Source organism: Rhodospirillales bacterium (assembly GCA_020638175.1).
GTDB lineage: Bacteria > Pseudomonadota > Alphaproteobacteria > Micavibrionales > Micavibrionaceae > JACKJA01.
Genome location: JACKJA010000002.1, coordinates 1,140,370 through 1,155,678, shown reverse-complemented (window position 1 = coordinate 1,155,678; position 15,309 = coordinate 1,140,370). Strand labels below are relative to the sequence as shown.

Annotated in this window: 2 protein-coding genes; both read right to left on the bottom strand. The window is 56.9% G+C overall.

What is annotated here, in order from left to right; genetic code table 11:
• Positions 1-4: 4 nt before the first annotated feature.
• Positions 5-2,107, bottom strand: a complete 2,103-nt coding sequence (locus H6868_05595) for a DUF1566 domain-containing protein (GenBank protein ID MCB9988797.1) — start codon at positions 2,105-2,107, stop codon at positions 5-7.
• 205 nt (positions 2,108-2,312) lie between these two features.
• Positions 2,313-15,209, bottom strand: a complete 12,897-nt coding sequence (locus H6868_05590) for a tail fiber domain-containing protein (GenBank protein MCB9988796.1) — start codon at positions 15,207-15,209, stop codon at positions 2,313-2,315.
• Positions 15,210-15,309: the final 100 nt, after the last annotated feature.

The following is a 15,309-nucleotide window of genomic DNA, read 5'->3' as shown; positions in this document are numbered from 1 at the left end:
TCTATCATTTCCCGATCGCAATCCACTGCGTGCCATTGCAATATTGCATGGTGTTGAATGTCTGGTTGTAGGTCATTTCACCTTCCGGTGCGGTTGGGTTGGTGCAGCCACCGGGCGAGCCGGTGCGCACGCAGCGAATGGCATTTACATTACTCTTCCACGGCGTCAGTTGAGCGCCGTCACTAAAACGCTGCCTTAGAGAAAATCCGTTATTGACTTCCGTAGATGACCAGTAAGAATCTCCACCAGTACTCAACTCACCAATGGCTGCACGGTTGGTATAAAGGACATTCAATTCATCCTTTGCCGGCAGATACCAATCCATGTGGCCATTCACATTCAAATCTTCACAGCTTTGTGCCGCTTGGTGAGGTTGAGTTCCCGCAACACCACTATCCGAATCGAGAGTAATTATATTGGATGTATTTAACCGTCCCGTGATAGTGCTGGTCTGGCTGGTCGTTACATAATTTGCCGCGTTTCCATTATTCCATGGCAAAAATGATCTCGCTCCGGAACAGCTTGTTCCGTCCCAGCTCATACCGATATCACAACGTGGTACATACATCGGCACATTACCGTCCGGCGTCAGGCCGGCATAAACGCTCCCGTCGGGGCAAAGATCACCGATGTTGGAACAGGACGCCGCCGGGTCGGAACCGGGTTTCCCCATCGGATGCAGCCCTTGGTCCGAACAAAACTGCATCACGTGATCGTCGGCGTCGTATTCGATTTTCCCCGGCACGCCCTGACAATAAAGCTGCCCGATTTCGGAAGAAGACAAGGCGCGGTTGTAGATGCGGACATCGTCGATGGAGCCTGTGAAATTACTACCTCCTGAAAATTCATTCCAACCAATCTGAAAATCGAAGTTAAAATCCAAGTCCAATGAGAACGTCAAAGTATCTTGTTCCGAATAATTGACCTCTGTGCCGTTGAGATATATCCGGAGCTTCTTATCTCCACTTCTGTCGTAAGTGCCTACGACATGATTCCATGTATCTGCAGATGCGACATCTATAGATTTTGCGGTTCCAGCGGATGAGCCGAACGAATTGGCAACAACAAAGGTAATCCCTGTGGGCCATGATTGAAAAGATTCGTTACCTCCGGGATTTGACTTTTTTGTTAGAATGGCGCCGCTCCCCTTAATCCAAGCGGCGTACGTAAGATTACTCAAATCATCGAGTGAAGAATTGTTATTCGTGTCGATGTAATCATCCGTCCCATCAAAATCCAGCGCCGTACCGATTTTGCCGGTGACGGAATCGTTGGTGGCGTCGAGGCCGCCGGCCATCGTGCCGTTGTTGCCATTGCCGGAGCTGTCCGCCGCGATGGTGCCGCTGGTTTCATCGAGTTTCCAGTAACCGACGAGGCCAGATGACAGGTTCCCGCCTGGGCTTCCTTTACGAACACAGCGGACGGCGAGCCCATAGTCCTTACTGAGGATGCCGTTGCTCTGGCTGCCGTCACTGAATCTCTGGAGCCGCGCATAGCCGTTAGCGTTCTCCGAGGAAGACCAGTACCACCCGGCGGGCAACGAACCGGTTTCATTGAAGGTGCCGTTCAAATCACCCGCATTCTTGGCGTCATACAGCACGTCCAGTTCATCCTGTGCCGGGAGATACCAATCCGCATGCCCGTACGCTGAAAGCCCGGCGCAATATTCCGCCGCCGCGTAAGGGGCGGGCGTCCCCGAACCGTTCAGCGCCACCAGCAACGCCGTGTTGGCTGCGCCCGTCTGGCACGACGCGGCCGTACCCGGCGTGGCATCGGTACAGTTCACCATCGCGGTATCCACCCAGTTCGATGAACCGTCGTTCCAAGTCATCAGACTCGGCGCATCGGCAGGCGTGGTGTACATCGGCACATTGCCATCGGGTGTCAAACCGGCATACACACTGCCATCCGGGCAGGTGTCGCCGATGGTGGAACAGGACGCCGCCGGGTCGTTCCCCTTCCGGCCCATCGCGATCCAGTTGGTACCGTCGCAATACTGCATCATGGATTCGTCGGTTAAATAGGTGATTTCGCCCTCAACACCGGCCGGGCTGGAACAGGCGGCATGGGCGGTTGATGGCAGAAGAAGAAATAGAATAACGGTCATTGCGAGAAAGGCCGCCGGCCTGACGAAGCAATCTATGCGCTTGTCATTTTGACTCTGGATTGCCGCGCCCCCCGGATCAGGTCCGGGGTTCTCGCAATGACGGGATAATTGTGGCGAGGGATTGCTTCCTCCTTCACCCTCCGGGCTTCGGCGGACAAGTCGCTGTGCTCGCAATGACGTATCAGACAATGACATCCAGCCCCCCTTACGTCCGGCGGCGGCGCAGCGCCCCGGCGGCAAAAGACAGCCCGGCTCCGCCCGCCAGCGCCGCCAGCAGCGCCCAGAGCATCCAGCCTTCGAACGAGGCCCGGTCAATGCCGTACCCGGTGTAGGCTTTCAGCCCTTTGACTTCGCGACGGAGTTCATCCAGCGCGTCTTCGAATTCAGCATTTTGCTGCGCTTTCATTTCATCCAGCGCGGCGCGCAGGTCGTCATTCTCGGCTTTCAATGCCTGTGTCGTTTCGATCAACGGCGCAATCAGGCCGATGTAATTGACCGACTTGGTGCCCATCTCATCATCCGCGGTTTTAACCAGTTCGGGGAAGACAGTTTCCAGTTCCTGGGCCATGACCCCGAATTCCAGCGCCCCTTTCGGATCGTCTTTCATACGGAAGGAATAGGTGTCGACCTGCATCAGCTTGGCCACCATATCGGCGGTATCCAGAGGCGTAATATCGGTTTTCAAGCGACGGTCGGACAAGTCGGTCAGGCTGCCGGTGTATTGGATATCCCCGACAACATCAAGGGTCACCGTCGGGTTGGTTGTCCCGATCCCGACCATCGGCGTACCGGAGTTGTAGTAAATATCATCGCCCGCACCGGCGCTCCAGACGCCGCCTGCCACGGCCGAGCTCACCCAGTTCGTGCCGTTCCATGTCAGGACATCGCCGCTCGACGGGGCCGCCACGCTGGTGTCGGACAGATCATCCAGAACATCAACAAGGTTGCTGGTCGGCGCAGCGCCGGTGGTGCCGGTAATGATAATGCTGTCTGAAACCTGTACAGAGCCAACGACATCGACCGCTTCAGCGGGGGTTGCCGTGCCGACGCCGACATTGCCGGAGTTGTAGTAGATTGCGCCGGCAGCACCATCCTGCCATTTCGAACCGCCGGAGCTAGTGGCGATCGACAGCCAGCCGGATACGCCATCACAAAGGTCGAACTGGCCGCTGCCGCTGTCGTAGCGGATCGCCCCGGCCCGCGCCGCATCACAGCTTTCGCCGCCGTAAGCAATTTTCAGCGTGCCCTCGATTTCCAGAGCTGTATCGGCGCTCAAATTCGTCGCCGGGATCGCCGGATCGATCACGAATTTACCACCGAACAGGCCCATGGTGTTGGATGAGGACAAGGCAACAGCATTCTGGTTGCCCATGAAGATACCCAAGGATTGCTGGCCAGTAACTGTGGGATCTGTGGCCGGGTTCACGCTACTCAAACCGATAGCCATAGAATAAGCGCCAGAGCTCGTATAACTACCCATTGCGGTACTGGCGAAGCCGCTGGCTGTTGTGAACGATCCCATTGCGGTGCTGCGTTCTCCACTGGCTGTCGTGTGCCCCCCCATCGCGGTGCTTGAATTCCCGCTGGCAGTTGAACTGTTCCCCAGTGCTATGGCGGTCCACCCGCTGGCAGTGGTACTGGAACCCATCGCGGTACTGCTAGTATTGCTGGCGGTAGTACTATCACCCATTGCGGTGCTGGCATAACCGCTGGCAGTGGTATCAACTCCCATCGCTAGGCTATATTGTCCAATATTGGCATCATCCCACTGCGCACCCGATACTGTCCCCGCCCGGAACGCGCCTTTGGATTTATCAAAGAACATGCGGTTATCTTCAGCAGCGTTGCCGGTGTCACCGGTCTGATAAGACCCGACAATCAGGTCACCGACGCTGGTATAGGTAAAGTTGGCTTCGGCTGCAAAGCTGCCGCCGCTGTTGAACTGGATGCCGCGGCCGGGAGCGGCGACAGATCCACCGGCCGCGCCGGTGACAATATCTTGCCAGCTGCCGGCCTGATAGCCTTCGAACTTGCCGCTGGTCGAGTTGTAACGCAGCATACCATTGACGCCGGTTCCCGGACGATCGCCCGTCACGCCGGACGGCAACAGGATCGCATCAGTGGTGCTGCCGAGGTCAAGGGATACAACCGGATCCGTCGTTCCGATCCCGACCATCGGCGTACCGGAGTTGTAGTAAATATCATCGCCTGTACCGGCTGTCCACAGGCCGCCCGCCACGGCCGAGTTCACCCAGTTCGAGCCGTTCCATGTCAGAACATCGCCGCTCGACGGGGCCGCCACGCTGGTGTCGGACAGATCGTTCAGAACATCAACAAGGTTGGTCGTCGGATCGGGCAGCCCTGTGACACCATCAAGCAACAAGCCATCGGCCTGCACAACCCCGACCACTTCGAGCTCGCTGCCCGGTGTGCCGGTGCCAATACCGACATTGCCAGAGTTATAGTAGATATCGCCGCCCGCGCCGTCGGCCCATTTACCACCGACGCCGGTGTTGATCGCCAGCCAGCTGGCGCCGTCACACAGCTCCATGATGGAGGAACCACTGTCGTAGCGGATTGCGCCTTCCGTACTGGCGGCACAGCTCTCGCCGCCATAGGCGATTTTAACTGTTCCATTAACGTCCAACTGGGTAACGGGGAGATTCAAGCCTGTCCCCAGACCGATATTCCCCGCAGAACTCATTGTAAAGTGGTAGCTTGGGGGGGCCGTGTTGTCATCAACGGTCGCCGTCCCCATAAAGAAGCTATCATTTTTTGAACCCATGAAATAATAGGGACCGGTATTACCTTTAAAGCGCATGGCAACGCTCTGGCCAAGGTGCATACCGCGTATCCAAGACCATGTCGTCCAATTCGCGTTACCGGAATCTATGCCAAGTTCAGGAACAGGGCCATTATATTTCACATGTAAGCCATAATCAGGATCAGCCGTTCCCAAACCGAGACGCCCAACAGATGTATAAGTGAACGTGGATTCGGCCGTGAAGTCACCGCCAGAATTAAACTGGATACCACGATCAGGGGCACTGGCCGATCCCCCCGCCGCGCCGGTGACAATGTCTTGCCAGCTGCCGGCCTGATAGCCTTCGAATTTACCGCTGGTCGAGTTGTAACGCAGCATCCCGTTGACACCGGCGGTCGGGCGATCACCCGTGGCACCGGCCGGCAGGACAATCGCATCGGTCGCCGCGCCCAGATCCAGAACGCCCCGCGCCGTCAGCTGCGTCGCCGGAACCGCCGGATCGATGACCATTTTACCACCGAATAGTCCCATCGTGTTGGCGGAGGCGAAGTTAATACCGTCTTGTGCGTCCATAAATATCCCTAAAGCATTGTCGCCAGAGACGATTGGGCGACTGCCGTCTGCAGGGTTACCAACGCCGATGGCCATGGAGCTTGTTCCGCTGACCTGCGCTTCACGGCCGATGGCCATGTTGTATGCCCCATGTGTTGAGGCTGTATTGTAGTAGCCAAGAGCGAAGGTATGATCTCCACTAGCCGTATTATATTCACCAAAGGCATAAGACGGGTGACGAGACGCTACATTGTAGCTTCCCAAAACAATGGACCAGTCCCCTGTCGAAGTGCCTCCTCTTCCTATAGCAATTCCACCTGTCGCCCCTACTCCGCCGGCTATGTTATTTGTACCGATTGCAATCGCGGCGCCTCCTGCTGTTGTTGCACCAGCCGTATTCCCGGAACCTAGTGCAATTGTACTAGACTGATTGGCTTCATTGTTTTCTCCCCACGCTAGGCTGTATGCTCCGATGTTGGCGTCTTGCCAAGCGTCGTTAGCGCCGCTAATTGCTCCGCCGCGCATTGCCGATTTGTTCGGGTCATAGAACATGCGGCCACCATCACCATCCAGACCGGTCGTTGTCGATGTCTGGCCAATCTTGACGATGTGAGCGCTTTCGTACGAAATATGTGTCGTGTTATCCGTCCACAGGCCCGTATCGCCGCCGTTAGCAATGGTTTGCCACGTCGTGCCGTCACAGTAGTAAAGGCTGTTGGAGCCGTAGCGGATACCCCCGGCCGTGCTCGCCGCGCAGCTCTCGCCACCGTCGGCAACCTTGATCGTGCCGTTCACATCCAGAGCCACATCAGCCACCATATCCGTCGCCGGGACCGCCGGATCGATGACCATCCGCCCGCCGAACAGACCCATGGTGTTGGCGGAGGCCAGATCAATCCCGCCGTCCTGATCGCCCATAAAGATACCGAAGGACTGGATACCGGTGACTTGTGGTTTGGTGGTGATTGCGACCGCATCGTCCATCAAGCCAAATGCAAAAGAACCATCACCGAGGCCGTTTGCCGCCGTGCCATTACCGGCGATGACATTCGCCCCCATTGTGGTGCTTTTCGCACCGCTGGCTGTTGTAGATATCCCAAAGGCCTGGCTGTAATTACCGCTCGCCGTTGCCAACTGGCCGAATGAGAAACTATCTAACCCGCTGGCCACCGAACCGTGTCCAAGCACCACGCTGCTTTGTCCTGTTGCTTGTGTCGTTTGACCAATCGCTACGCTGTAATTACCGCTCGCCTTCGCACTGGCCCCGATAGCGGTCGATGTAAGCCCGCTCGCCGTCGCCAATACCCCCATGGCTACGCTATTAATGTTACTTGCGACTGTGTTTTGGCCAAAGGCGACACTATAGAGTCCTGTGCTGGTGTAATCCCAGTGAGTTCCAATTGCCTTACCTGCACGGAAGGCCCCTTTGGAAACATCGAAGTACATGCGGACGTCCTCGCTGCCCGTACCGGTATCTTCAATCTGGTACGACCCGACGATCAGGTCGCCGACACTGGTATAAGTGAAGTTGGCATCGCTCCAGAACTGGTTGCCGCTGTTGTACTGGATTTGCGTATCACTACCATGGGCCGGGACAGAACCGCCCGCCAACAGAGCAATTCCAGCGGCGGTGAAGCAGTCGTTCCCGGCATCATCACAATAATTCTGGGCACCAATATCGCCCGCAACATCAAGTTCGAGAAGCTGTTCACCCGTCGAGGCAAACAGGTTCGTCGCCGGGACCGCCGGATCAATGACCATCCGGCCACCAAACAGACCCATGGTGTTGGATGAGGCAAAGTCAATTCCGGCCTGATTCCCCATGAATATTCCCAAAGACTGTTGGCCGGAAATCTGGGGATCAGGGAAAACAACCGATGAAACGAGACCAATCCCCATGGAATAATCACCTGTAGCCGTAATATTTACTTCCCGTCCCAGAGCCGTGCTGTAATCCCCGGCAGCAATGTTATTTCCACCGGCGGCAAAGCTGTAAAAACCGCTTGCGGTGGTGTATCCACCAAGAGCTGTGCTGACATTGCCGCTGGCATTCGTATTTGTACCTGTGGCCAAGCTGTAATTTCCATTTGCACTTAAACTATTTCCCAAGGCGATTGAGGATATACCATTTGCAGTCGTGATGTAGCCCATGGCCACGCTGTTATCGCCGACAGCGTTTGTTTGACGACCTGCGGCAATACTGTATTGTCCGCTGGCAGTCGTGGTGTAGCCCATGGCCGTACTGTAACTTGCACTTGCCGTCGTATCTTTTCCAAGGGCCGTGCTGAAACTTGCGCTGGCGGTTGTCCCTGCTCCCACAGCAACCGCGCTGCTGGCACTTGCCGTTGCTGTTGGCCCAAACGCCATACTGGATATTCCTGAAGCTTTGGCATTCCAACCCATTGCCATACTTGCAGTGCCTACATTGGCATCGTCCCATTCGTCTGCAGCCGCCTGCCCTGCCCTAAACGCGCCTTTAGAGACGTCGAAGAACATTCGGGAATCTTCGCTGCCGGTGCCGGTATCGCCCGTCTGGTATGACCCGACAATGAAGTCACCGACGGAGGTGTAGGTGAAGTTGGCCTCCGCCGCGAAGTTACCGCCGGAGTTAAACTGGACGCCACGGTCGGGGGCGGCGGCAGACGGCGTGCCGGTCGCGATCACGCTCCATGAGCCTGCGGTCTTACAGAGATAGAAGTTGTTATCGCCAGAATTGTAATGGATGGCCCCTTCGCGGCTGGCGTCGCAGGATTCATTACCCCAGCCCATTTTGATTGTGCCGTCGGTTTGCAGCGATGTGGCCGGTGTGTCGCCGGAGCCGTCGCTGTCGATCATTATCCCGCCGCCGATAATGCCCAGCGTATCGGTGGCGGACAGATCGTATAAATCAACCTGATCCATGAAGATACCCAGAGAACCTTCGCCGGAAACCTGCGGACGGTTGGCATCGGTGTTTGTTTGGTCGGACAGGCCGATGGCCATTGTGTATTGTACGCCGGCAGCCTTGACTTCGTTACCCATTGCCATCGCTCCGTAATCTGCGCTGGCCGTCGTATTCAGCCCTATAGCTGCACTTCCCCACCCAGTACTCGTTGCATTAGCACCTATGGCTACGCTGCCAAATGCGTTCGCCATCGTTTCAATCCCAATTGCCACACTATACTGGCCGACATTCGCGTTATCCCATTGCGCGCCGGTTACCCGTCCCGCGCGGAATGCCCCTTTGGAGGTATCAAAGAACATGCGGGAATCTTCGCTGCCGGTGCCGGTATCATCCGTTTGATAAGAACCAACGATGAGGTCACCGACGGAGGTGTAATTGAAGTTCACATCGGCCCAGAGCTGGTTGCCGGAATTGTAGATGATTTGCGTGTCGCTGCCCGGTGCTGTGACGGAGGACGCATCGCCGAAGGTGGCGTAGCTTGTGCAATCGTGAGAGTATTGCAGTTTGCCGCTGGCATCATCAAACCGGAAACAGCCGCGCGTGGCCGGAGACGTACCGTCATCATCGATCATGATCTTGCCGCCGATCACACCGAGCGTATCGGTATCGGACAGATCATAGGTATCAACCTGATCCATGAAGATACCCAGAGAACCTTCGCCGGAAACCTGCGGACGGTTGGCATCGACGGCGGTCTGGTCTGCTAAACCGATGGCCATGGTGTTTTGCACACCTGTGGCTTTGACTTCTTGCCCGATGGCTATGCTATTCGCCCCACCGGCGGTTGTGTTGCTGCCCATCGTGGTGCTTGTATCACCGCTGGCGGTTGTACTACTGCCCATAGCCATACTATTTGCACCACTGGCTGTTGTGATAAAGCCCATAGCCGTGCTTCCGATTCCGCTCGCCACGGAACCGTTGCCTATGGCTGTGGCATAATTCTGACTTGCGACTGTATTGCGGCCTAATGCAACGCTGCTGCTCCCGCTTGCCGCCGCATTTTCACCTATCGCCACACTGTACGTACCACTGGCCGTCGAAGAACTACCCATGGCTGTACTGCTGTTTCCGCTCGCCGTCGTTCCATTACCGGCTGCCATACTCCACATTCCACTCGCAATCGTGTTACGTCCAAATGCGGCGCTATACAATCCAGAGCTAGCATAATCCCACTGATTTCCGGCTGCGGCTCCGGCCCGGAATGCGCCTTTGGATACATCGAAGAACATGCGTTTGTCTTCGAATCCGGTGCCGGTATCCTCAATCTGGTATGAACCAACGATGAAGTCACCGACGGAGGTGTAATTGAAGTTCACATCGGCCCAGAGCTGGTTGCCGGAATTGTAGATGATTTGCGTGTCGCTGCCCGGCGCGGTGACGGAGGACGCATCGCCAAAGGTACTGTAGGTCGTGCAGTCGTGGGAGTACTGCAGTTTGCCAGAGGCATCATCAAACCGGAAACAGCCGTGGGATGTATCTGAATTACCATCATCATCGATCATAATCTCTCCGCCGATAATCGCGAAGGTATCTGTTGCCGAAAGATCGTAAAAGTCTGTCTGATCCATAAAGATACCAAGCGACCCTGCACCACTAACCTGTGGCCGATTGGCATCGGTATTGGTCTGATCCGACAGGCCAATAGCTACGGTATTTGTTCCCGTTGCCTTAACTTCCTGCCCCATCGCCATGCTGACATTACCGCTGGCCGTTGTTGCTTCTCCCATCGCCACACCGGCAACTCCGCTAGCCGTTGTTGAATTTCCCAGCGCCACACTAGAGGTATTGCTGGCTGTTGTCAGGTTACCCAATGCAACACTTGTAAACCCGCTGGCTGTCGTCCCACTCCCTATAGCGATAGCACCATCATCGCCACTGGCAACAGAGTTTTGTCCCCCGGCTATACTTACCCAGCCACTAGCCGTTGTATCATAACCAAACGCAAAACTGTTTGATCCTACACTTGCATCATCCCACTGTGCACCTGACGCCGTACCCGCCCGGAACGCGCCTTTGGAGACATCGAAGAACATGCGGTAATCTTCGCTGCCGGTGCCGGTATCATCCGTTTGGTAAGAGCCGACAATGAAGTCGCCGACGGAGGTGTAGGTAAAGTTGGCTTCGGCTGCGAAATCACCGCCGGAGTTAAACTGCACTCCGCGGTCGGGGGCCGAAGCACCACCCGCCACGGCGGAGGTAATAATGTCTTCCCAGACACCGCCCTGGAAGGCTTCGAATTTATCATTTTCGGTATTGTAGCGGATCATACCGTTGACCGCCGCCGCCGGCTGCTGGGCCGTCGTCCCGCCCGGGAGTACAACCGCATCCGTCGCCGCACCGAGATCCAGAACGCCGCGCGCGTAAAGCTGGGTCGCCGGGACGTTCGGGTCAATCACCATTTTCCCGCCAAACAGGCCCATGGTGTTGGATGAAGAAAGGTCAACGGCGCTCTGGTCGCCAAAGAAAATACCGAAAGAATTTGTAGCGGACACAACCGGATCGACGCCTACGGGGGCTCCCAGTCCAAAGGCAAAGCTTCGGTCTGCGGTGACATCGGCTTGCGTTCCCAGAGCAACGCTGCCCCGGCCGCCTGCATCGGTTTCCCACCCCATGGCAAAGGAATTATCGCCGCTGGCGACCGTGGTGTTCCCCATGGCAACCGATTGTTCACCGGTGGCCGAGGTTACGTTACCTATGGCAACGCTGCGCAGGCCGCTGGCGATCGTGTTGCGGCCCATCGCAACGCTATACAGGCCAGCGCTGGCAATATCCCATTGTGCGCCGTCAACACTACCGGCGCGGAAGACCCCTCTGGATGTATCAAAGAACAAGCGGTTGTCTTCGGTTCCTGTCGTCGTGTCATCAAGTTGGTCAGACCCCACAATCAAATCACCAGCCGCCGTGTAGACAAACTTGCTGTCAGCCCAGAGCTGGTTGCCGGAATTGTAGATGATTTGCGTGTCGCTGCCCGGTGCCGTGATAGCCGACGAGTCGCCAAAACTGCTGTAGGTCGTGCAGTCGTGGGAATATTGCAGTTTGCCGGTGCCGCCGTCATAACGGAAACAGCCCTGTGAGCCCGCACTACCGTCATCGTCAATCAGGAAATCGCCGCCAACCAGAGCCATGCGATTGGCCGTGGCCAGATTATAGCCCGATTGATCGCCCATGAAGATCCCCAGAGACGAGGCTGCTGAAACCTGTGGCGCTACGCCACTGGCGGTTCCCAGGCCAAAAGCAAATGAGCTGTTGGCGTTCGCCTGTGCATCACGGCCAACAGCAAAGCTGGCGATTCCCGCAGCGGTTGTTGACCTCCCCAAGGCCATGCTTTGAGCACCGCTGGCCGTCGTTGTCCACCCGGCAGCAAAGCTACTGTTATCACTGGCTATCGTATTTTGGCCCAAAGCCGTGCTATACACGCCAATACTGCCATTATCCCATTGCGCCCCGGTAACATTTCCAGCCCGCAAAGCTCCGGTAGCTGGATCAAAAAACATCCGCGACCCCGCTCCACTAATCGGAACATTGGAAAATCCTGTATGCGTACCATGCGTGACCAGCCGCCCCGTTACATCCAACATTGCAGCGGGCGTGGCCGTGCCGAGGCCCAGATACCCGGCGCTGGTGAAAACAAAATTGTCATTCGTCCAAAGCTGGCCGCTGCTATTAAAGAACACTTCGCGGTCATCGCCGGGGTTGCCGAGCGCTCCACTGGCCACATCGGCAGCCGTGAAACAGTTAGCGCCCCCTTCATCACAATATTCGGTGGCCCCCACCTGGCCTTCTATATCGGCCAGAAGTGTACCGCTGACGGTTTGCGTCCCCACCAGCAGGTTGCCAGAGCTGTCGACCCGCAGGGCTTCGGTGCCGTTGGTCGTTACACCGAACTCATTGACGGCGGGGCTAAAGATACCCGTTGTCGTGCTGCCCGTGAAAGTCACGGATGGATCCGCTTGCGCCCCGGCCTTGGCCACGATGTCGTCACTAAAGGTTGCGACTCCCGTTACGCCCAGCGTGCTGCCCAGCGTTGTTGCCCCGGTGACCCCCAGCGTGCCGCCGACTACGGAATTCCCGACAACGTAGCTGTTTCCGGAAACATAAAGCATTTCGGTCGGGTTGGCCGTACCGAGGCCCAGATACCCGGCGCTGCTAAAGACAAAATCCGTATGCGTCCCCAGAACACCGCCGGAGTTAAAAATCACTTCGCGGTTGTTACCCGGCGCTCCAACGGCCCCGCCTGTAATACTGGCCGCCGTGAAACAGTTGGCGCCAAGCTCATCACAATACTGGATCGCACCGATATCGCCCTCGATATCGACGGTCAAAGCGGCGCTGGTCGCGAGCTGGGTCGCCGGGACACTCGGGTCGATCATCAGTTTGCCGCCGAACAGGCCCATGGTACTGCCGGTGGCGAGATTTAAACCAGATTGATCGCCCATGAAAATTCCCAGCGCATTGCTTCCTGATACCTGTGGTGGCGCACCGCTTGCGTTCCCCAGCCCCAGACCAAATGAATTATTGCCGCCGACATTGACTTCCTGCCCCATCGCGACGCCCGCTTGCCCACTGGCCGCCGTCGCTTCACCCATGGCCACACTTGAAGGTCCACTGGCTAATGTCCCTATTCCCATGGCCACGCTGCTCGCAGCACTGGCCGTCGTAGCGCTGCCCAAGGCCGTACTATTAAGACCACTGGCCGTCACAAGAGATCCCATGGCTACACTGTAATTTCCGCTTGCCACTACGTTCGATCCCATCGCCACCGAATAGGCACCGATATTGCCGTCATCCCATTGCGCCCCATTCACGTAGCCAGCGCGGAAAGCGCTCATCGCCGGGTGGAAGACCAGACGGGTGCCTGCGCCGGTCACCGGCATGCCCGGCGTGCCGGTATGGGTGCCGGTAACAAACAGGTTGGAATCATTGAACGCAGCGTCGCCGCCGCTGATGTTCAGCAAAGAGCTGGGGTTATTGGTGCCGATCCCGACATTGCCGCCGTTATAGTAAATTTCCGCCGGCCCTTCGGGACCATCGTTGCTCCACAAACCACCAGAGCCGCTACCGCCCCCGCCAGAGGCCGCGATTGATTCCCATGTGCCGTTGACACAAAGAAGCATGGTGTGGGTTGTGCCTTCGTATTCCAGACGGCCGTTTTGCCCGGCACACCCAGCCGCCAGAACGGCAGCATTATAACCAACCTCGACAAAGGAGCTGACATCCAGAGAACTGGTGAGCGTCGCCGCGCCGTCAACGTTCAGCGTTCCGTCAAAATCAACCGCCGAAGCGCCGCCGACAACGTTCAGGTTGGCATTAGTAATTGTCGTCGTGCCGTCAACGTTCAGCGTTCCATCGAAATCAACCGCCGAAGCGCCGCCGACAACGTTCAGATTGTTGTTAAGCGTTGTGATGCCGTCAACAGTCAGCGTACCCGCGATATCCGTATTGCCGGTTGCGCCGGTGACGGTGAAATTGCCCGCGCCGACATTAACGTCCCCGGCTATAGCGGTGTTTCCGGTTGCCGAATCAATCGTAAATTTGCCGCCGTTCACGTTAACATCGCTGGCGACATCCAGTGTCCCGCCCAAAGACGTGTCCCCGGTGACATCCAGACCATCCGCAATATCAACAACATTATCGACACCGCCGGATATCGTACTATCGACATTCAGCGTACTGTCAAAATCAACAGCGCCCGTGGCGTTCAGGGTAGAGAGCGTTGTCGCGCCGGTTACGCCCAGCGTGCTGCCCAGCGTTACCGCCCCGGTTATGTTCCCCGTACCGGCGACATCAAGCGTGTAGCCCGGCGCATTCGTTCCAACGCCTAGTTCTTTGGCTGTGTTATCCCAGAAGAGATTAGCCGAATCCCCCTGCATGACACCGGCTTCGGCGAACTGGATCGTCCCGTCCGCGCCGATCGCGCCGACCGCACCGGTCGAGGCCACATCCATCCAGCCATCAGGATCGGTTCCCACCGGAACGGCCGAATCACAAATCTGTAAAACCTGATTCCCGGCCCCGATATCAATCCGCAAAACACCATCGTTGGCGCCGCCGCCAACCCGGCAGTCGGCATTCTGGGTGCCTGTGCTGGCGCTGGTCGGCAGGTTAAACAGACCGCCCGCCGACAGATCGAGTGCGCTGCCGGCTGCGAAAGCTGCGGTGCTTTCGAAGGTTGTCGTGCCGCTGTTAAAGGTAGCGTCACTGGAAATTTCAAGATTTTTATCGGTGGTGATCGTATCGGAAGATCCCGATTTTACAGACCACAAACCGCCGCCGACACCGTCGGAGGCCTCGTCATAGGTCCATTCGAAGATGATATCGTCACTGCCCGCCACGCGGTTGACATAGGTCGGGTCATTCACACAACTGGTTTCAAAGACCCGGTTAGGACCGGCGGAAATAACCGCAATTACGGTTCCGCCGCCCGCAGTATCCCCGTCCAGCAAACCAATCTGACAGGCTCCGGTTGTCGTACCATGATCCCATCCGCAATAGCCGACGCTGGTGCCCCAGGCGTCCTGTTTCGCGGCGCTGGTCGTCGCGGGCAAACAGCCCCCGCCGGTCAGCATCGTGCCGCAAGTTCCCGCCGTGTCCGGCAAGGTCGGTTCAATGAAGGTATCGCCATCACAGTCCGGCAGGGGGGCCGTACGCATGACAGCATCAAGCGCGGCAAGCTTACGGGCAATTTGTAGCTGGGAGTCGACTTTGGCTTTTTGATTGAGAGAGACAACAGTACCGAGAGGGCCGCGGACAAGAGTGGCGGTGGCTACACCGATAACGCCAATAAGGGCAACGGCACCAAACAAGGTGAAAAATACGTTACCGCTCTCCCTTAATCGTGACATACGAAGGTTTCCCCTAATCTCTCTCGCTTCCCCATGGTCTTTTATCCGTATGGCCGGGCTTTTTTGCGCGGATTGTTCTTATTGCCGAGTGATATCAAGT